Here is a 20,707-nt window from a genome sequence, read left to right as displayed (position 1 = left end):
CATCTCAGAAGTGCAGTGCTATTCTTAAGAAAAGAAACAACTTGTTGCAGCAAGTCATACACTGGGGGAGGAACCATGATGGAAAAACAGCAAGAACAAAAAGCCCGTAGAATCGTTTTGCTGACCCACGTCTTAGGGTTGATCATGAAAGCCATCGGCTACTTCTTTAGCGGCAGTGCTGTCTTGATGAACGAAAGTATCCATAGTCTGATCGATTGCATCAATCAAGGACTTCTAGCCATCGGTGAAAACCGAGCACAGCGAGGACGCAGTGAACTGCATCAGTTTGGTGAAGGACGAGCGACCTATTTTTTTAGTACCGTAGTTGCCATGACAGTTTTTTTAGGCGGTGGGATTTTAGCGGTTGTTGAAGCCAGCCGTGATCTACTAGACCCAACCCACGAAGTGGAACAGCTCCAGCTGGTGGCAGCGATCTTATTTGTCAGTTTGTTCATTGAAGTGACGGCTGTACAAGAGGGATGGCAAGAAGTCAAAGAACAAAACAAGCAAAACCAGCCCCTCGTCCGTTTCTTAAAAGAAAGCCGCGATTCCGATCTGCTTTTAGGCTTCACGGAAAATTTGTTTGCCTTAGGCAGTGTGACGATCGCCATCGTAGGAATCTCATTGACTGCTTTGACAGGCAATCCGGTATTTGATTCCCTCGGGGGCATTTTAGGTGGATTGTTGTTGATTGCTGCTGCTGTCTTTTTAGCCAAAGAATTTTATAGCCTTTTGATTGGCGAAGGGGCATCCGCATCGGATTTAATGGCGATCAAACAAATTTTAGCCGACCCTGCAATCATTCAAATCAAAGATTTACGAACCCTCCATCTAAGCCCAGAGGAACTTTTGATCGTCGCCGACCTTAGCTTGAAACTAGCGCCGGATGAAGAACCAAGCACGTTTATTGATACCATTGAGCAGCAAATAAAGCAGGCTTTGCCTGAACTGAGGGTCTATTGCTATATCGAGAATGAGGAAATTACCTCTTAAAGTAGAATAAATACGAAGCATTCATCGGCTGATGATTCATCAATCAACCGATGAATGCTTGTTTTGGGTAGTGGTGAGCTCGTGTTGAATGAACACAAAGGATCAATGGCTTGTTTTAACTTTAGGCTTTTCTGACGATCAGGAATTAGACTGTAAGCGGAAAGATCCAGTGATTTATCTATTTTTCTAGCAGTAAACAGTTTTTTTTGTTCAAAAGTTTGTGTTTTTTTGTTAAAATAAAGTAAGGACAGCGAGTGTTCTCTTTTTAAAGTTATTTTTTTGCTAGAGTTGTAACATTGTAAATCACAACATAGCGAAAGCTCAGGTTATTAAGAAAACGCCGAAACGAGTGCCTGTTTGCCATTACTGACATGCTGCCCAATCGACACCAAAAGCTGAGGTGCAAATTTTGTCACGACTGTTTTTTTACTTTACTTGTGAAGCAAAATCCTTTGCGAACATCTTCATCCATGATAGGTTAGAAATATGCCGAATGGTTTTTTCACAAAGTACGTACATAGAAAGATCACTTGCGACTACAAAAAAAAGTTACTTCACTGTTCGCAAAATGATCGATGCTCATCACACATACCTTTTCCCTCAGCCAGTTAATCTGCGCTTGCTTTTCTTATTGGTTATATTCCCTTCAATCAGCAATTGCCTGAACCGATTCAAAATCAAAAAATGACTGTGCAAGGTATCTGTATCGCTTTATCCCTTCAGAAACGTGGAAACCCTCGGCAAGAAGTTTACAATTAAAAGGAGGAATTTGATGGAAAAATTTTACCAGCAAAAGACTGAAGAGACCTTGAAACATTTTGAAAGTGACCGCAAGCAAGGCCTAAGCGGGAAAGAAGCCGACAAACGCTTAGAAAAATACGGAGAAAACACGATCCAGCAACAAGAATCCCTTTCTGTATGGGAATTGCTGTGGCATAACTTGAACAACTTGATTGTTTATCTCTTGCTAGCAGCTGCGTTACTCTCTTTTGCGATGGGGGAAACGGTTGAAGGAATTGCAGTATTGATTGCCGTGGTGATTGCTGTAATGACCGGTTTCATTACAGAATTACGAGCACAAAAATCAATTGATTCACTTCAAAGCATGATTTACACTACCGCAAAAGTGATTCGTGATGGAGAAGTAATGGAGATCGAGTCGGCAAAGATCGTTCCAGGCGATATTCTCGTTTTGGAAGAAGGGGATGCTATTGCCGCAGATGCCCGCTTACTTGAAACGAGCAACTTTGCCTGCATCGAATCAGCGCTGACCGGTGAGTCAGAAGCTGTTGAAAAAGATGCACGAGAAACTTATGAAGAAGATGTTCCATTAGGCGATCGCCGCAATGTCGTTTTCGCAGGAACTGCGGCAACTCGGGGAAATGCCTATGCAGTAGTGACAGAAACCGGCATGAAGACCGAGGTTGGAAAAATCAGTGATATGCTGACGGGGGACAAAAAGCGTCAAACGCCGTTAGATATCGAATTGGACAAGCTTGGAAAAGCAATCATTATTGCAGCGCTTTTTGCCGCGATCGCGGTTTTGGTCGCAGGTATTTTGACGAATCAGCCATTTGTCGAAATGATCCATATCTCGATTATTTTAGCGGTCGCAGCCATTCCCGAAGCAATGCCAGCCGTTTCGACGATCACATTGTCTCGAGGCATGCGAACGATGGCCGAGCACAAAGCACTCGTCAAATCGTTATCAGCCGTAGAGACTCTTGGCGCAACCAGTATCATTGCCAGTGATAAAACGGGGACGCTGACAGAAAACCAAATGACGGTTGCTGAGATCATTTTAGGTTCTGGGGAAATGTTCAAAGTGACAGGAAATGGGTATGAACCCAACGGAAAATTCTATAAGGCAGACTCGGATGATAATTCCGAGATCGACGCAACCAATCATGATGCGCTGCAAGGGATGGTTGCAAATGGCGCTTTATGTACCACCGCCACTTTACGTGAAAACGAAGGGCAATACGAGATCCTCGGTGATCCAACGGATGGGGCGTTTGTCGTTTTAGGTCAAAAGATCGGCATCGATCGGCAAAAAGAGCAGGACAGCGGGCTGAAGAAAATCGCAGAAATGCCCTTTGATTCCGACAACAAATACATGGTGACCGTGTATGAAGGAGAGCAACGGACATTGATCATCAAAGGGGCACCAGATGTCTTAATTGATTTAGCTGATGCTGATGCCACAGAAAAAGAACAACTTCATGAATACAATGACACGTTAGCCAGTCATGGGCAGCGGGTGATCGCTGTCGGTTGCATCAAAGATTATCAAGGTGGGACGGACGAAGCAGAACTGAAAGCAGCATTACAGGAAATCAAGATCCAAGGCTTTGCGGGCATCGTCGATCCGCCACGAACAGATGTCAAAGAGGCAGTGAAGGTCGCCCAAGAAGCGGGGATCCGAGTGAAGATGATCACGGGGGACCATCCGAAGACCGCATCAATGATCGCCAAAGAAATTGGCTTAAAAGATCATGAAAAAACCATGACAGGTCGCGAGATTGATGAATTGGCAGGGCAGGAAGGCTTTAACGAAAAAATCGAAGAAGTCGCTGTCTTTGCTCGAGTCTCTCCAAAAAATAAATTACAACTTGTGGAAGCCTTGCGTGAAGAAGGCGATATCGTTTCTATGACTGGCGATGGCGTTAACGATGCGCCGGCACTCAACGGCGCCGATATCGGGATCGCCATGGGGATTCGTGGGACAGAAGTAGCCAAAGAATCTTCCGATATGATTTTAACGGATGACCGTTTTGGAACAATCGTCGATGCCATCAAAGAAGGACGCATCATTTTTGACAACATCAAAAAATATGTTTCTTTCTTATTCTCATGTAATATGGTTGAGATCGTGACGATCTTTTTAAGTGTCATCTTCTTGATGCCAATGCCGATCCAACCGCTGCATATCCTTTTCTTAAATCTAGTCATCGATATTGCGCCAGCAATGGCGTTAGCCTTTGAACCAGCAGAAGACGATATCATGAAACGTCAGCCACGGTCGAAAGCTGATGGCCTCGTCAACAAACGCTTCTTAGGACGCATCATTTTAAGTGGTGTTGTGATTGGTTTGGTGGCGTTTGGCTTCTTCAATTTCTTGATGTTGACGGATCACGAGTTGCTTTATGCACAAACAGCGACCTTTACCTTTATGGCAGTAGCACAATTGATGCATATTTTCAACGTTCGTAAGAGCAGCGGTTTTGGATTAGACAAAACTCTCTTGAAAAACAAACCGTTGATGGGGGCATTGCTCCTTTCCGTAGGTTTGCAGCTTTCAGCAGTCTATGTACCGTTTATGAATGAGCTATTAGACACGATGCCAATTCAAGCTGGCACGTGGGGGATCATCTTCGCTGCTGCAGCGATCTCTACACTGATTGTGATGGGCTTGAAGAAACTCTTCCAATTAAAATAAAATAAATTCTCCAGTATTTTCTCAATACCGGAGTAACGAAGACCCGCAGCCTAATGGCGCAACTTCGCCAAAGGATTCTTGATTCGATCCTTGATGAAGTTCGCCTAGCTGCGGGTCTTTTTTGCTTACTCTTTACAAGCAAAAGAAAATGATTTATACTTGACTAGTCAATAGTTGACAAGTCAATGATGAAAGGAGCGGTTTATGCAATGAATTTACGTGAGCTAAGCGGATTGCTGTATCGGATGAAAATCGTGAATCAAGAATTAACGGCGATCTTTGAAAAAGAGACTGGCTTTAGTCTGACCCGTTATCAGTTGCTGCAGTTTTTGAATGAGCAAGGACGCTGTACCCAAAATCAAGTACAGAATGAATTGAAGATCGATAGTGCAGCGGTCACTCGGCATTTGAAGATTCTCGAAGAAAAACAATTTGTGACACGGGAACGAAACAAAGACAATAACCGCGAGATTTTTGTTTCTTTGACACCGAAAGCACAAGCCGATTTGGCTAGTTGTGCTTCAAAGCATGCCAGCTCTGAGGAGTCGTTAGGCATCAATTTGACCGAAGAAGAAGAAGCACAGCTTCTAACATTACTTATGAAATTAGTTCCATGAAAGAAGGCAAACCCATGACAGAATACAGCAATAACAATTTTTCAGAGATTACCTTTGGCCGAAAATCGGTCCGTGTCTATGATGAAACCTACAAAATCCCCCATGAAGAAATGTTGACCATGATCCAAGAGTCAACGACAGCACCTTCCTCAGTCAATATGCAGCCTTGGCGCTTTGTCGTTGTGGAAAGCGATGAGCAAAAAGCAAAATTGAAACCGTTGATTCGTTTCAACGTCCGACAAAATGATACATCTTCTGCAATGGTCTTGATTTTTGGCGATATGCTTTGTCATGAACTAGGAGAAGAAATTTATAACAAAGCAGTAGCAGAAGGCAAAATGCCAGCGGAAGTACGTGACCAACAATTAGCAGCGATCATTCCTCATTACGAAAATCTTACAAAAGAACAAATGAATGATGTGGTGAAGATCGACGCTAGTTTAGCTGCCATGCAATTTATGTTAGTTGCGCGGGCGCATGGCTATGAAACCAACCCAATCGGCGGCTTTGAAGCAGATCAATTAGCCGAAGCTTTTGGCTTAGACAAAGAGCGTTATGTTCCTGTCATGATCCTTTCAGTCGGAAAAGCCAAAGAATTAGGCTATGAATCCGTTCGGTTAGACGCAGAACAAATTACGACATTTCTATAAGAGGAGGGAAAACGATGGAAATCATCAATGCAACGTTTTACATCAAAGAAGAAAAGCGGGCAGATTTTTTAGCCGCTGTTACCCCATTAATAGCATCGGCAAGAACTGAGGATGGCTGCCACGGCTATCATCTCTATGAATCATTGAAAGAGGACAATCGGTTTGTCATGGTCGAAAAATGGGCGAATCAAGAAGCGATCACCGTCCACAATCAAAACCCGCTGCTGCAACAATTATTCCAGCAAATGCCTGACTTCGCAGCCAAACCGAGCGAGATCATTGTCGCTCAACAAGGAGAATAAAGATGACGATTTTATCGACGATTTTGATTGTACTGGTTGCCTTAGAATTTTTCTATATTCTCTATTTAGAAACATTTGCCACTACGTCCAAAGCAACAGCGCGGATCTTCAACGTGACGAAAGCAGAACTTGAACGACCGATCGTCGTGACCTTGTTCAAAAACCAAGGGGTTTACAATGGGCTGATCGGTTTGGGGTTACTGTATAGTATTACCTTTGCTTCAGCGCCATTGGAAATCAGTCGCTTGTTGCTGATCTACATTATCTTAGTAGCTGCATATGGCAGTGTGACTAGCGACAAGAAAATTATTTTGACCCAAGGCGGTCTAGCGATCCTTGCCTTGCTGTCCACCTTTTTTTAACCAATAAAAGAAGAAGCCCCCTAATCTAAGAAAGCCTTTCTATACAATAGAAGCTTTCTTAAATCGGGGGCTTTTAATGTTTGGGCAAAGAGTACTCAGAACGTGAAAAAAATGATAGGATAAGAGAAGGGACTAACGATTTTCTGGACGTAAACTGGTTGCCGCAAATAAGGCTTTTACTAGAATGGGTGTTAAGATCGCAGCTGTGATCACCTCAGAGATTCCATTCGTTATAGCAATTCCACCGAGGGTCACGAATAAAGCCGAAGCATCGACACCATAGGTATTGGCAACTAACCCAGTATATAAGGTTCCCATTAGGGTTAAGACCAAAACTGTATTTGTGATGGTCCCAAAGATCGCTGCAACAATCGAAGCAGCGACGACTTTTTTGGTCTTTTTGTAAATGATCGTAAATAAGAGACCAGCCACTAAGCCAACCAACACACGGGGGACCACTGAGATGATTGGGTTGGTGAAAACGGCAATGTCCAAGGGCGTTGTCGGGGAGGTAAACGCACGGATCATGGTAAAAATGCCCCAGACTAAGCCAATGAACATCCCGTCTTTTGTCCCTAAAACGATGGCAGCGACGATTACCGTGATATGGATGATCGTCAAACTAGTGATACCGATCGGAATAAATCCAAGGAAAGGCACCATCGTCTGTAAAATAATAATAGCAGTCAAAATGGCACGAATGACAAGGCGATAGGTTTTGCTTTTTGTATTCATTGTAAAAACTCCTTTTTTATAATGACACTCGTGTCATTTTTAAGTTAGGTTGATTATACAACAAAATGACACGAGTGTCATTAATAATGTGATGAAAGGAGCCAAAAAAATGGCGAAGAAGCAGCAGAGCGAATTGACTACAGCTGAAAAGAAAAAACAACAAAAGCGTGATTTGATTCTTGAAAGTGCCAAAGTCGTCTTTAGTAAGAAAGGTTTGATTGATGCGACAATGAAGGACATTATCGAAGAGTGCGGCATTAGTCGCGGCGGCATTTATTTGTACTTTCGTTCGGTGGATGAGATTTTTTTGGCAGTGTTAGAGCAGCGTTCCAAACGAAAATTTGATGATGTACGAGAGATGATCATGGAGCAAGTACCCTTTGAAACGATTTTAAACAAATATTTTTCCGACCATCGCAAGCGTCTACTCCACAGCATTTCTGACGGTATGCTGCGAGCCGTCTATGAGTATTACTATACGCATAAAACCGAAGCCTCCAGTTCACTGCAGCAAGCTCAACTCGCTGAGACGAAACGGACGATCCATGAGATTTTTCAAGTGGGCGTTCAGCAAGGTGTATTAAAAGATGAAAACTTGGCAGTGATTGCAGAAAACTATATGTTCGTGATTGAAGGATTAGGGATTTTGGCTCTGACCGGTCACATCACAGAACAGACCATTGATGACCAAATCGCCGTAATGAGACAACTACTCCCTTATCGTGAATAACACAGACAAAAAAACTCGCTCTTTTCTAGAAAACACTAGGAAGGAGCTTTTTTCGTCTGTTTATAACTTTGTGAATCAAGCATATTTTGCAGAAAATTAATGTAATAAAAGTGAAATCTACAACATTATTTATTTTTTCTTAAGAAAAAGGACTTTTTCTATGAAGTTTTCTTGAACAGTTGATACATAGGGATTCAATCGGCGTGTCGGTGGGATAGGAGTGGGGAACATGTAATAAAAAAACAGAGCTTATTTATGTAACTAAAATGTAAATCGCTTACGGATTGGGTTTGTTGCTGAACTATGGTAAAATGAAAATGGTCAAATAAATGAAAAAAAAGTTTTAAAATTGAATTTGGAGGATCAGATGAAGAAGAAAATCTTTGCAACAGTGTGTATGTGCGGCATTGTATTGTCATCATTCGGCGGACCTGTGACCGTTTTTGCTACGAATCACGATCAATTGATCGAACAAAAAAATAACGAAATTGATCAGTTGAGACAGCAACGTCAAAGCGTACAAGGGGAAATTGACGGATTGTCTGCAGAAATTGATTCGTTAAATCAAGAAGCAGCAATCATTTTAGCGCAGCAAAGTGATTTGTTGCAAGCGATCGAAGGATTGGATCAGGAAATCAGTCAGTTAGAAGAGCGCATTGCCAAACGCTCAGAAAACATTGAAAAGCAAGCCAGAGAAACACAAGTTAATGGAAAAGGCGACCATTTTCTAACAGCGGTACTAGAGGCGGACTCTGTCAGTGATCTAGTGGGTCGTGTACATGCCATGACGACGATCATTCGAGCGAATAATGAAGTGATCGAACAGCAAAAAGCCGACCAACAAGCTGTTGAACAAAAGCGTGCGGAATCACAAGAAAAAGTGGCAGAATTGCAAGCAGCACAGAGCCATCTGGAAGCACAAAAAGGTGTTTTGGAAGCAAGCCAAGCAGAATTAAATGTCTTAGTTAGTAATTTAGCCTACGAAGAAGCAACGAAAGAAGAAGAAAAAGAACAGCTGCGTGCGGAAAAAGAAGCCTATGAAGCGGAGCAAGCGAGAATTCGTGAAGAAGCTGCCCGAGTAGCTGCTTTACAAGCCCAAGCGGAACAAGCGGCGCAACAGCAGGCAGAACAAGCTGCAGCGGAAGAAGCAGCCTTGAATGAAGCAGCTGTTCAAGTAGAGAGCACAGAACCTGACGTAGAAACAGAGAGCCCAGCGCCAGTGGAAGAGCCAGAAGCACCAGCAGAAACGCAACCAGAGGAAACGCAAGAATCTGAACCGGTTGAAACACCAGAGGTTCCAGAGGAAACACCAGTAGATACACCAGAAATTCATGAGCCAGAAACACCAGTGACACCTGCAGCACCGGAGACGCCAGCGGACAGTGCACCTGCAGTTCCTGCACCAACGCCAGCACCGACGCCAGTTACACCAACACCGGCGCCAACGCCTGCTCCGTCACCTGCACCGATCGTGACGCCGCCAGCACCTTCTGCACCAGCATCAACAAATGGTGCTGCAATCGTGGCAGAAGCCTATAAGCATATCGGAAAACCCTATGTGTGGGGTGCCAAAGGACCGGACAGCTTTGACTGTTCTGGGTTTACTCGCTATGTCTTTTTACAAGTAACAGGGAGAGATATTGGTGGATGGACGGTGCCACAAGAAACAGCCGGTACAGTGATTTCCGTTAGCCAAGCACAACCAGGAGATCTTTTATTCTGGGGTTCATCAGGTAGCACCTATCATGTAGCCATTGCTTTAGGTGGCGGACAATACATTCATGCACCACGCCCAGGACAAAATGTTTCTGTTGGCAGCACCGCTCATTTTACACCTAGCTTTGCAGTAAGAATGTAAGAAGTAGCTAGCTGTAGTTTTAAGGAGAGACAAATGGAAGAAAGAAAACAACTTCGTTATCGTGCGAAGAAACAAAAAAGAGGGCTTCTTTACCGTAAAAGTGCGGCGGCAACCGCTGCACTTGTTAGTACGGTGAATATTTTGCCGATGAATGTTTTAGCAGATACACTCGAGTCAGCAGAAGCCCAAAATGGTGTTCAAGTAGTTGAAACAGCAGAGTCAACCCAAGACACATCGACGCATGATTCAGTGAGCATTGTAGAAGATCAAGAAGTGAACGAGGGATCACCAGCAACTCAAGATAGTACCGATCCATCAGAAGCTGAAAGTGCGGATGGAGTAGACATCCAAGAGGTACCCGAAAATGCACCAGCAGATGATGCTTCTGAACAGAATGAAGCAGAAACCGATAGTGATATTCCTGTTCTGTCAGAAGAAGAGCGGATCGCCATTGAAACGAAGGTCATGCCCAACTACAATAATCCAATGGCACGTTCCAACAATCAGCAAGCATTTATTCAGCAAGTAGGACCAATGGCACAAGAAGTTGCCGGGGCAAATGACCTCTACGCTTCGGTCATGATTGCCCAAGCGATCTTAGAATCAGGTTGGGGGCAATCCACGCTGACCACTCTTGCAAATAATATGTTTGGTATCAAGGGATCTTACAATGGACAATTTGTAGAGATGCAAACCATGGAAGATGACGGGAATGGCAATCTCTATCCGATTATTGCTAGGTTTCGTAAATACCCCTCATTAAAAGAATCTTTTCAAGACAATGCGCACGTTTTGAGAACTACCTCATTTTCGCCGGGTGTTTTCTTCTACCATGGGGCATGGAAGTCTAATACAAATTCTTATCGTGACGCGACTCAATGGCTGCAAGGACGTTATGCCACCGATACTTCTTATGCAAGTAAGCTAAACAACTTGATTGAAACGCACAATTTGACCCAGTACGATACATCAAGTGGTGGCGGTTCAAATGATAACAACAATAACAATTCTGAGCAGGCGATCAATAAGCAATTCAGAACAAATGCAGCACTCAATATCCGTTCGGATGCTTCCACTAGCGCCTCGATCGTTGGTTCATTGGCTGCCAATGCAACATTTGAAGCAGTAGCGCAAAAAACTGGTACCAGTGTGAACGGCAATACGACGTGGTATCGAATTCAAGGACGTGGCTGGGTAAGTGCTGCTCACGTGACGGAGATCTCATCGAATACGGGTGGGAATGATAACAACAATAATAATGGTAACAACAACAATAACAACAATGCCGAACAAAGCATCAACAAAGAGTTCCGCACAACTGCTGCCTTGAACATCCGTTCAGATGCATCGACTAGCGCTTCTGTTGTTGGCTCCTTGGCAAGTAATGCGACATTTCGAGCAGTCGCTCAAAAGACGGGAACGAGTGTCAACGGAAACAATGTGTGGTATCGAATTCAAGGACGCGGCTGGGTGAGTGCTACGTACGTGACAGAAGTGAACGCTGGAAGTAATAGCTCTGAGCAAAGCATCAACAAAGAGTTTCGTACAACCGCAACATTGAATATTCGCTCTGATGCGTCTACCAGTGCCAGAATAGTTGGTTCTTTGTTAAACAACTCCTCTTTTCGCGCGGTTGCGCAAAAGACCGGAACCAGTGTGAATGGCAACAACGTCTGGTATCGAATTGAAGGGCGTGGCTGGGTAAGTGCAGCGTATGTTCAAGAAACGAACACTTCCTCATCAAACAGCACCACCTATACCGTACGTTCGGGAGACACTCTATGGGGCATTTCGCAACGCTACAGTGTGACTGTGAATCAGTTGATGCAGTGGAATAATCTTTCTGGCTCATTGATTCTTGTAGGACAGCGTCTTGTAGTCCGTAGATAAAATGAAAAAACATCTGGAACCATTTTTGCGGCTATTTGCCAAAATGGTTCCAGATGTTTTGTTTATTCTTCTTTGAAGCTGTTCATGATCGCTGTTAGCTCGTCTTTTGAAGAGTCGTATAAGCTTTCTAACGTCCAACCATACAACTGAACATAATTATTGTCGGTTTCAAGTACATAATAAATATAGTGGATATTTAGCCCTTCAACTGTCGCTGGGAAATCAACGAAATAGGCCTTCGTGTCAGGAATTGGTAAAAAGGTGGCGGTCGTATCGAAGCTTGTTGCCAAATTTTCTTGAACCAATCCGAGATAAGTTTCTAAATCGGCAAAATCTTGTTTCGATTCAACGACTGCAGCTAAGTATTTCGTTTCTAACGCATCTGACAACATGAAATCATTGTCAGGATTCAATGAAGTGAAATCGGGTACCTCTTGCCAATTACTAGGCAAATCGATGGTATAGTTTGTTCCACTCACGCCTGTGATGGTTTGTTCCGAACTCGGTAAAGCCGCTTCGCTGGAAGAGCCCGTCGATTCTTGCGCGACTTCTGTTGACGAAGTCATAGATAAGCTTGTAGCGCTTGCATTTTCCGTGCTTTCTGAAGCTGGTTTCTCCTCTTTTGGCGTACAGCCAGCAAAAAGAAGTGTGAACCCCAATAAACTAAAAACAACACTTTTTCTCATTATTCTCACGTTCCCCTTTGTTTTCTATTTTCAAATAACCAACATTATTTAGTTAATCGTATAATAGGAAAGGAAATAACGCAATAAAATATTCTCAGTTACTGCATGAAAAGAAAAAAATAAAGGATTGTTAAATAATAAATTTAAAAAAATGAAGCCGAAATAACTGACTGTTACCGCTTATTTTCACTTTTTTCTTAGATTGATGCAAAAGTTGATTATAAATACGGGGCGACTTTTGCTATGCTTTAGAAAAGAAAGGAAGCATTAAAAGAATAGTGAAGTTAAAAATTGTGTCGGTTATATCTATAAAATAATAGTGTGTTTTTTATTTATCTATTTGTTTTGAATAATTGTCAGAATTTTGTTGCGAAATACTATGGCTTCTTTCGATACAAAAAGTAGGGCGACATCAGCGACAGCCGGATAGAGAAAGATAGCTCAAAGCGGCGAGGAATAGAAGAAACATAAGATCTACGTTTAAAAATAATGGAACTAGGGGGAAGGAAATTGTTTTATCAATCAGTAAATGAGTATCTAGTAAAAATGAGAGAAGGATTATCTGCTGAAACCATTAAAGGTGAAATGCCATCAGTCTATGCGTACTGGTTAGCACAGGAAGCAGAATTGAAAAAAATATTGAAAAACAAAGACATGGCTTTTTGGATGGATATCCAAAGAGTTCTCTTGATCGATGCAAAATTAGTATTACTTCGCAGTTATATCAATGACTACGATTTTCACGGATTTTCCGAAGATGAGATCATTGCAAATGTGGAACAAGATCATTTTACCTTTAACAAAGAACTGTGTGGCTATAGTTTGAAAGAACAAGTGCACCCATCAATTATTTTTGGTGATCAATAAGCAACGAAAAAAGAACGTTCAAACAGGGAATAAGCTACTGCACTGATTCAAAATAAGACTGATTGATTTGTGGTATGATTGTGATGACAAGTACGATTGCACAGATCATTGTGACAGTTTGAAAAGGAGCGGATAGGTATGGTTCAATTTGAACGGATCATTTTATTATTCTTCTTGTACTCATTTATCGGTTGGCTTTGGGAAACCATTTATTGCTCACTAAAAGCCAAGCACTTTGTTTATCGGGGCTTCCTTGTTGGTCCCATCACACCCATCTACGGCTTTGGGATTCTTGGCGTTGTCTATTTATTGCGGCCATTGCATGAGCAAGTGATTCCACTGTTCTTTGCGGCAGCGTTGTTGGTTACCGTGCTTGAATATGTGACAAGTTATTTACTTGAGCGTTTTTTTCATGCCTCATGGTGGGATTATAAAGAAGTCCCATTGAATATCAATGGACGGGTGGCATTGCCGATTTCTCTTTTTTGGGGCGTGTGCTGTGTGCTCATTGTTCGATTTGTTCATCCGCAAATGCTGGAGATTGTTCAAACATTGAGTGCTCGCGTAGGATTCTTATTGCCAGTTTTCTTATTAATGGTTCTCTCTTTTGATATGGGCTATACCCTAGCTAACTTGGTTGCCTTTCAGAAAGCGGTGCAACAGGTCAATCAAGCCTTTGAACAGCACAAAAAAGAATTGGCTGAAAATATTGAGCAATATAAAAACGATTGGCAAGGGCGCTTCGCAGCGTTTCCAGAAGAATGGCGCGTATTAAAACAGAATCTACCGAGATTGAATTTCCATCAAAGAAGACTCTTAAAAAACTTTCAAAAGTTAGAAATTAATCAGATAAAAAGCAGTCAGGAATTGTCTCGATTTATTGAAGCGATCCGTAAGAAAAAATAGGTTTGTTACGGTAAGATTACAAAAAATAAACCCTTATCAATGCTGATTCTTCCCACTTCTGACTGATTTCAGTTGAAAAAGACGATTAAAACACCCACTATTACGATAATTTGTAACAAATTGTAAAGGTCCTGCAATAAAATTCTTCTTAAGAATTTGTATAATAGGATATGTTGGAAAACATAGTGAGAAGTGAGGGAATTTTTTGAAGGCAAAGAAACTACGAACAATCGTTGTCGCTGTCTTTGCGGCAGGAATCGTTTCTCCAATCTTTGCGCAGGCTGAGTCACTTGAATCATTGCAAGAGCAAGAAAGTGCCGTCATGCAGCAAAGTCAGGAAATCAGTACGGAAGTACAGATTGCATTGACTGATGTGAATGCGAAATACAGTGAGGTAGAAGAGCTAAAAGCTCAAATCGCTGAAAATGAAGAATCATTAGCAACAACCAAAGCAGAAATCAAAACTGCACAAGAAACAATTGAAAAGCGTGAAGCAGTCGTTGCGGAACGTATGAAAGACATCCAAGTCAATGGCGGGGCTACCAGAGACTGGACGGTACTGTTAGAATCATCAAACATCCAAGATTTTATCAATCGTGCCTATGCGATGACGATGTTACAAAACTTGGAAAAAGAAAAGATCGATTCATTAACAACTGAAAAAGAAAAGCTAGAAGCTTTAGAAGAAAAAGCACAGTCAACACAGCAATCATTGAAAGAAAATCAAACCGCATTAGAATCAGAAGCCAAAACACTGGATTCAAAAATTGCGAATCTACAAGCCCAATTGAAAGAAAACGAATCAACCTTGGCACAAATCGCTTCAAGCAAAGAAGCTGAAACAGCTCGCTTAGCTGCTGAAAAAGCAGCAGAAGAACGAGCAGCCAAAGAAGCGGCAGAACAAGCAGCGAAAGAAAAAGCAGAAAAAGAAGCAGCCCAAGCTGCCGAACGTTCAAGCGCTTCTGAATCACAATCGGCTGCTTCATCGAGCAGCAATACGACTGAAAGCAGCACCTCATCATCGAGCAGCTCTTCAAGCAGTAACAATAGCTCAAATAGCAGCTCAAGCAATAACAACAACAATAACAATAGCAACAACAGCAATACAAGTAGTGGTCGGACATTGATGATGGAATCAACTGCCTACTCTTATAAAGAAGCTGGCTCCAGTTTCTTTACAGCAAGCGGTACAGACTTACGTAAAAATCCAATGGCAGTTGCCGTGGATCCAAGCGTGATTCCGTTAGGCACCTTAGTCAATGTTGAAGGCTATGGCGTAGCACTAGCGCTTGATACTGGTGGCGCGATCAAAGGAAATATCATTGATGTTCACTTTGATAACGTAGCACAATGTATCCAATGGGGACGTCGTCAAGTAAAAGTAACGATTCTCGATTAATCAATCAACTAGCAAGAAGCAGCTCACTGAATGAAGTGGCTGCTTCTTTTTTTGCTTTTAATAGAATAAGGCATAAGTAGAGAGCGTATCGCTGTGTCAGTGCCGACCCGAACGATACGCTCTGTTTTGATTTAAATTGCTCACAAGTCCTTACAATCGTTCTCTCAGTTATTTATTTTGTGGTGATCTAATCATACTAGAGAACGATATGTTTTTAAATACCTAAAATGAAAATGGGGCTGAAGAATCAGTTATGATTCCTCAGTCCCATAAATTAAAGAGCCAAGATTTTCATTTATCAAGGATTGAAGTTGGCATTCAGTTTTTCTTCTAAAGCTTCCCAGTCGTGCTCATCGGGAAAAGTTTTGAATAGCAAATAATCAATGTCTTGGGCATATTCGGTAATGTATTCCGTATAGTTGGTGACGATCAAGTCAATTTGATTTTTTTCCAAATAGCCTGCCGACAATTCATTGGAGTCTGGAAAATAAAATGTCCGAGAGCTGCGCAAATAACGAACAGATTTGCATTTTAATAATTGGCATAAATAAAAGGGACCTTCAAACAAAAAAGCGATATTCTTCTTTGCTTGCCAGTACAAAGATTTAATAGAGGTAACGTACATCGTAAGACTCGTTCCTAAGTGTTCCAGTGTGATACTGTCCCAAATTTCTCTGGCTAATGGTTGCGTCAACAGATAGTTTTTAAATAGATGGTAATCATCCATATACGCCTCTTCGACAAAATGAACGGTATCCGAAATCATATGGTTTAATAAGGGGGATAATAATTGCTTGATTTTTGCTACCGTAAAAAAGGATTCTACTAAGAGCCGATCACGAGCGCTATCTTGAGTATCTGGAAAACAATCCTTGACAAAGGCTGCAGCAAGCTGCTTAATTTCAGGCCAATGATTATACTCTTTACAAAAGGAATGTTCGATCGCCAAGTTGCTGATCGAGCGGCGGGTTTTCACCAATAAGAACAAATAAAGGACTTCCTCATAGGGAAGTTCTTTTTGGTATTGTTCACTCATTGCCTCGTTGATTTCAGAAAATAGCCGAAAATCATTATATTGCTCAAATATTTTTTTTATTTGCTTAGGCAACTCGATACCTTGACCCGCACAATGGCGCTCAAAGGTGATATACAGGTAATAATTGAATTCACCAAATGAACAAGCATGCTGGTCAAGTTGATAACATCTAGAAAAAGCGCTAGCAGTGATATTTTGGATGGCGATCGGCGGAAAAATCGTATGGGCAGTAATTTCCGATTCGTAATAGAAATCATGGAAAAACTTGCGAATATTGATCTCCTCACCAATAAAGCAAATAGGATTGGTTTGGATCTCCAAACGATAGAAAGAAAAAATCGGTTGCACTTTCCGCAAATAGCGAAGAACAGTGCTTTCTGATATATGGTACTTCTCTGCCCATTCAGATGAGCTATAAAGATCATTGTGGAAAATACTTTCGATGATATGGAAGAGAATCTCATTGGCAATCAGCGCACGTTTTTTCGTTAAATAAACAGCTGAATGTTTGATCGAAAAAATATACCCCTTGTGAGAAGAGTCGATCGATAAACAATCGCCAAAGTACTCTTTTAGATCCGTCACATCCGTAACGATCGTTCGCGTGGTACTTCCTGAAATTTTTGCCAAACCTTGAGTCGAACATTGATAATTTTTCTCGAATGCCCTCAAAATTTTCAGCCATCGAATCGTTGCAGTGTTAGTAATAAAATTTATTTGAAAATTTCTCAAGACGTGGCTCCTTTCATGAACAAAATCGCAAATCTTACTTATTCATCTTAAAGAAGATAGGGAAGAAAAAACAAATCACGTATTTCATCGATTGGTGAAATCTATACCTGAGTCTATGCGAGATTTTTTGCATTTTCTATAAATCAACTGACGATCGGCATATATATAGGTAGAAACACGTTTTTTCCAGCATGTCGAAGAAGATTGATGGAAATTGAATAGCCAGAGAGGGGGCGAGACGATAAGTTTTTAGTGGTGGAATAAAAATTAAATGATTATTGTTTTTCGGGGGGCGATTGAATATTAAGGGGAACAGAATTGAAGAAAAAAGTCACATTGCGAAAGGCAACTTATAATTTTAACAGGAACGATTGACGTAAATAAATAGCAGCCGCAAAGGAAACCCTAAGTGCGCCAAGAAAAGAATTCAGCTTTGCCAAATTAATTTATAATAACAAGAAAAGTGTATAAAAATACTTTCTGAATTTCTTATCTTTTCTATTTATAATGAAAAGATGTTGAGAAAGTGAACGAATATAATCTCTTAAGGTTATTTTTCTATAATGTGACAACCTTCAAAGGTGATGATAACAACGATTATAACTGAATTATTCATTATTTAAAATGAGGGTTTAAAAAAACTGTCAAGTAAAGTAGACGTTATTTATGGTTTTTTAAAATAACTGATGTTTGGCATGATATAAGTCTTTTATTGACGAAAAATATACCTTAATAAATAAAAAACGGGAATTTCCTTTATTTAATGATACATTTCTCTTATAATAAACTAGAATTGCCTTTATTATGTGAGAGGAAGGCAGAATGCTTAAACAAGCACAATTGAAGTAGGGAGTGTGTTCATGGGAAAGCCGTTAATAAAGACTTTGACTGTTTTAGCCGTTGGTATTGGCGCCGTTGCAATTTGTTTTATTGGTTACCGACAAAATAACCAAAGGCAATATCAGCAACGAGTCGAATATGCACAGACAGCGATTGCCAGCGAAAAAGATCGCATCAATGAGTTGTCAAATGAAATTGCTGAATTTTACAGCAACGAAGATCAAACGTTTTTGCGAAAAGATCTTAAAGAAGAAGACGTTCTTAAAACAGTCGCAAAACTTTCTGCAGTGAAAGTATCTGCAGACGATTATGGGATCGATGATGATGCACTGCCAAGTGAGTCAGTGGAGATCCAACAAGAAAAAACCGCCCTTGATGATCAGCTAAAAGACATCGAGGCAAAATTAAAAGTACAAGCGGATACGGAAGCCTTATTTACTGAAGGTGTTTCAAATTGGCAAAGTGCTGAAAATGATGTCATCATTAGAGCTGATCTAAAAGAAACGGATGTCGGGAATGTCCGTGAAAATCTGAGCTTTTTTGAGGATAGTAAATGGAAAGAGTTAGTCGTTTCCTATTTAGAATATGCGGATACTCAATTGGACCGCATTGCAAAATTACAAGAAACTTTTGATGAAATGCTTGATGGGGATGAGGTGACAAGTGAAGTCACCTTAGAAAAATACCTGAGTGCAGTCGACAGTATTAGCAAAGTTCGCAACGAAGAATTGAAAGAGAAATTCACCGAATTAGCAGATAAAGTCGCTACCCAAATGGGGTACACAGGATACAGCACGTATACACCCCCCGCTTCAACGGAAAGTTATTCAGAGGATACATCCGCAGGAGATGGCACCTGGACAGATCAAAGTTCAGACACTGTTTACTAATTTAAAGATGTATCGAAGAAAATAGAGATAACTGGAGGAAAGCAAATGTCAAAAGGAAAAAAAATCTTTTTAATCATCTTTTCAATCGTTGCAGTGTTAGTCATCGGAATGATCGGTGTCGCTGCAAAATTATATTTTGATGTATCAAACTCAATTCAAGAAACCTATCAATCAGTCGAACGTGATCGAGAAGATCGTCTACGTGAAAATGATGTCGACCTATCCCAAAAAGATTCCTTCTCGGTTTTACTGATGGGGATCGATACCGGTGATTTAGGAAGAGTCGAACAAGGACGTTCTGATACCATGATGGTTGCGACCATCAGCCCACAAGACAATCAGACGACGGTGGTGAGTATTGGAAGAGATTCCTATGTTGATATCGTTGGACATGGGACGACAGATAAAATTAATCATGCCTATGCTTTTGGTGGACCAGCGATGGCAATGAATACCGTAGAAAAATTCTTGGATATTCCGATCGATCATTATGTATCAATCAATATGGCTGGTTTGAAAGAATTAGTCGATGCGGTTGGCGGCATTGAAGTTGATAATGAAATCACCTTTTCGCAAGACGGCTTTGATTTTGCTATCGGACGTACATCACTAAATGGCGAACAAGCCCTTGCCTATTCAAGAATGCGTTATGAAGATCCAAACGGCGATTATGGACGTCAAGAACGCCAACGTAAAATCGTTGAAGGGATCGTTAAGAAAGTCTTGAGTCTTGATGGAATCACCCAATATCAAACGATCTTAAATGCCGTTGAGCAAAACATGAAGACAGATATGAGTTTCGATGACATGCGAACCTTAGCATTTAACTATCGCAGTGCCTTTCAAACGATCAAACAAGATCAGTTGCAAGGGGAAGGATTCATGCAAGACGGCATCTCATATCAGCGTGTGAGTGACGAAGAACTAGCAAGAGTTCAAAAAGAGTTGAAAGCTCAACTAAATCTAGAGAATGAATAGGAAAGTGGAGAAAAGATGGAAGAAACAATTAGCTTAAAAGAAATATTCGCAATTCTACGGAAACACTTAGCTGCTATTTTTATTTCAATGTTTGCTGGTTTAGCTTTAGCAGGAATATTCACCTTCTTTGTCATTACACCGAAATACAGTTCACAAGCTCAGTTGATTGTGACATTGCCACAATCCGAAACTACCAATGCCAACGATGTGAATACAAACTTGCAAATGATCAATACGTATAAAGATATGATTGTCAGTGACTTGGTTATGACACAAGTAAAGGATCGTTTGGAGTCTGAAAATAACCTTGACTTGACTGTCGGACAATTGAAAGAATCCATTTCGATCAACCAGTCACAGAACTCACAGATGTTTTCCATTCAGGCAACTAGTACAAATGCAGTGTCAGCGCAAAATATTGCCAATACGACAGCATTGGTCTTTCAAGAAAATGCTCAAGATGTTATGAATGTTGATAAAATCTCAATCATTTCAAGTGCGGTAGCTAGTACTACACCCGTTTCACCTAACAACAAACTAAATTTAGCCATTGGTCTGGTATTAGGGATCATGGTCGGTGTCGGTTTAGCCTTCTTATTGGAGCTACTAGATCGAACTGTCAAAGATGATAAATTTGTAACCGAAACATTAGGCTTTACCGTATTGGGTACTGTACCCCAAATGTCACCAAAAGAATTGGCTGCAACCATTCAGAAAAAGCCAAGCGCACCATTTATTAAGAAACCGCAAGGCGACAAAACGGCAGAATCACGCCGTAGTCGTAGCCGGGTCTAGGA

Annotated in this window: 18 protein-coding genes; 15 read left to right on the top strand and 3 right to left on the bottom strand. The window is 41.2% G+C overall.

Features of this window, described 5'->3' with window-relative positions:
- Positions 1 to 75 precede the first annotated feature (75 nt).
- The 6 genes from IGK85_RS10625 to IGK85_RS10600 all read left to right on the top strand — a co-directional run bounded on the left by IGK85_RS10625 (position 76) and on the right by IGK85_RS10600 (position 6,363).
- Positions 76 to 993, top strand: coding sequence for a cation diffusion facilitator family transporter (locus IGK85_RS10625; protein ID WP_005234947.1), 918 nt, complete (start codon positions 76 to 78; stop codon positions 991 to 993).
- 772 nt (positions 994 to 1,765) lie between these two features.
- Positions 1,766 to 4,432, top strand: coding sequence for a cation-translocating P-type ATPase (locus IGK85_RS10620; RefSeq protein ID WP_008378811.1), 2,667 nt, complete (start codon positions 1,766 to 1,768; stop codon positions 4,430 to 4,432).
- A gap of 209 nt (positions 4,433 to 4,641) precedes the next feature.
- Positions 4,642 to 5,049, top strand: a complete 408-nt coding sequence (locus IGK85_RS10615) for a MarR family winged helix-turn-helix transcriptional regulator (RefSeq protein ID WP_008378808.1) — start codon at positions 4,642 to 4,644, stop codon at positions 5,047 to 5,049.
- Positions 5,050 to 5,063: 14 nt separating this feature from the next.
- Positions 5,064 to 5,699 carry a nitroreductase family protein gene (locus IGK85_RS10610; RefSeq protein WP_008378805.1) on the top strand — a complete coding sequence of 212 codons (636 nt, stop codon included), beginning with the start codon at positions 5,064 to 5,066 and terminating at the stop codon, positions 5,697 to 5,699.
- Between the two features lie 14 nt (positions 5,700 to 5,713).
- Positions 5,714 to 6,001, top strand: a complete 288-nt coding sequence (locus tag IGK85_RS10605) for a putative quinol monooxygenase (RefSeq protein WP_005234951.1) — start codon at positions 5,714 to 5,716, stop codon at positions 5,999 to 6,001.
- Positions 6,002 to 6,003: 2 nt separating this feature from the next.
- Positions 6,004 to 6,363 (top strand): DUF1304 domain-containing protein, encoded by a 360-nt coding sequence (locus IGK85_RS10600; RefSeq protein WP_005234953.1) that lies wholly within the window; start codon positions 6,004 to 6,006, stop codon positions 6,361 to 6,363.
- Positions 6,364 to 6,495: 132 nt separating this feature from the next.
- On the opposite strand, the gene IGK85_RS10595 is transcribed toward IGK85_RS10600, so the two are convergent.
- The gene (locus IGK85_RS10595; protein WP_005234954.1) at positions 6,496 to 7,098 is read right to left on the bottom strand and encodes an ECF transporter S component; all 603 of its coding nucleotides are present in this window, start codon (positions 7,096 to 7,098) and stop codon (positions 6,496 to 6,498) included.
- 109 nt (positions 7,099 to 7,207) lie between these two features.
- Between IGK85_RS10595 and IGK85_RS10590 the strand changes: the two genes are divergently transcribed.
- The 3 genes from IGK85_RS10590 (at position 7,208) to IGK85_RS10580 (ending at position 11,576) form a co-directional block, all read left to right on the top strand.
- Positions 7,208 to 7,828: a TetR/AcrR family transcriptional regulator gene (locus tag IGK85_RS10590; RefSeq protein ID WP_005225615.1), complete on the top strand. Its 621-nt coding sequence runs from the start codon at positions 7,208 to 7,210 to the stop codon at positions 7,826 to 7,828.
- A 367-nt stretch (positions 7,829 to 8,195) separates the two neighbouring features.
- On the top strand, positions 8,196 to 9,686 hold the full coding sequence (locus tag IGK85_RS10585; protein WP_005234957.1) for an NlpC/P60 family protein: 1,491 nt from the start codon (positions 8,196 to 8,198) through the stop codon (positions 9,684 to 9,686).
- Positions 9,687 to 9,719: 33 nt separating this feature from the next.
- Positions 9,720 to 11,576: a glucosaminidase domain-containing protein gene (locus tag IGK85_RS10580; RefSeq protein WP_005234959.1), complete on the top strand. Its 1,857-nt coding sequence runs from the start codon at positions 9,720 to 9,722 to the stop codon at positions 11,574 to 11,576.
- Between the two features lie 62 nt (positions 11,577 to 11,638).
- On the opposite strand, the gene IGK85_RS10575 is transcribed toward IGK85_RS10580, so the two are convergent.
- Positions 11,639 to 12,262 (bottom strand): hypothetical protein, encoded by a 624-nt coding sequence (locus IGK85_RS10575; protein ID WP_005234960.1) that lies wholly within the window; start codon positions 12,260 to 12,262, stop codon positions 11,639 to 11,641.
- A gap of 489 nt (positions 12,263 to 12,751) precedes the next feature.
- Between IGK85_RS10575 and IGK85_RS10570 the strand changes: the two genes are divergently transcribed.
- The 3 genes from IGK85_RS10570 (at position 12,752) to IGK85_RS10560 (ending at position 15,434) form a co-directional block, all read left to right on the top strand.
- Positions 12,752 to 13,129: a DUF7006 family protein gene (locus IGK85_RS10570; RefSeq protein ID WP_005234961.1), complete on the top strand. Its 378-nt coding sequence runs from the start codon at positions 12,752 to 12,754 to the stop codon at positions 13,127 to 13,129.
- Between the two features lie 138 nt (positions 13,130 to 13,267).
- Entirely contained in the window at positions 13,268 to 14,035 is a 768-nt protein-coding gene (locus IGK85_RS10565) for a putative ABC transporter permease (RefSeq protein WP_005234965.1), read from the top strand.
- A gap of 205 nt (positions 14,036 to 14,240) precedes the next feature.
- Positions 14,241 to 15,434, top strand: a complete 1,194-nt coding sequence (locus IGK85_RS10560) for a 3D domain-containing protein (protein WP_008378793.1) — start codon at positions 14,241 to 14,243, stop codon at positions 15,432 to 15,434.
- Between the two features lie 298 nt (positions 15,435 to 15,732).
- Here IGK85_RS10560 and IGK85_RS10555 read toward each other — a convergent pair whose 3' ends face one another.
- Positions 15,733 to 17,202 carry a helix-turn-helix domain-containing protein gene (locus IGK85_RS10555; RefSeq protein ID WP_008378791.1) on the bottom strand — a complete coding sequence of 490 codons (1,470 nt, stop codon included), beginning with the start codon at positions 17,200 to 17,202 and terminating at the stop codon, positions 15,733 to 15,735.
- A gap of 860 nt (positions 17,203 to 18,062) precedes the next feature.
- Between IGK85_RS10555 and IGK85_RS10550 the strand changes: the two genes are divergently transcribed.
- Genes IGK85_RS10550 through IGK85_RS10540 form a run of 3 tightly spaced genes read left to right on the top strand, consistent with a single transcriptional unit; the run spans position 18,063 to position 20,705 of the window.
- The gene (locus tag IGK85_RS10550; protein ID WP_008378789.1) at positions 18,063 to 18,932 is read left to right on the top strand and encodes a hypothetical protein; all 870 of its coding nucleotides are present in this window, start codon (positions 18,063 to 18,065) and stop codon (positions 18,930 to 18,932) included.
- A gap of 45 nt (positions 18,933 to 18,977) precedes the next feature.
- Positions 18,978 to 19,910: an LCP family protein gene (locus tag IGK85_RS10545; protein ID WP_005234969.1), complete on the top strand. Its 933-nt coding sequence runs from the start codon at positions 18,978 to 18,980 to the stop codon at positions 19,908 to 19,910.
- A gap of 15 nt (positions 19,911 to 19,925) precedes the next feature.
- Positions 19,926 to 20,705, top strand: a complete 780-nt coding sequence (locus IGK85_RS10540) for a YveK family protein (RefSeq protein WP_008378786.1) — start codon at positions 19,926 to 19,928, stop codon at positions 20,703 to 20,705.
- Positions 20,706 to 20,707: the final 2 nt, after the last annotated feature.

It is taken from the genome of Enterococcus sp. AZ015 (assembly GCF_050499225.1).
Taxonomy (GTDB): domain Bacteria; phylum Bacillota; class Bacilli; order Lactobacillales; family Enterococcaceae; genus Enterococcus_D; species Enterococcus_D entomosocium.
The sequence above is the reverse complement of the archived record's forward strand: the minus strand, read 5'-3'. Positions and strand labels throughout refer to the sequence as shown.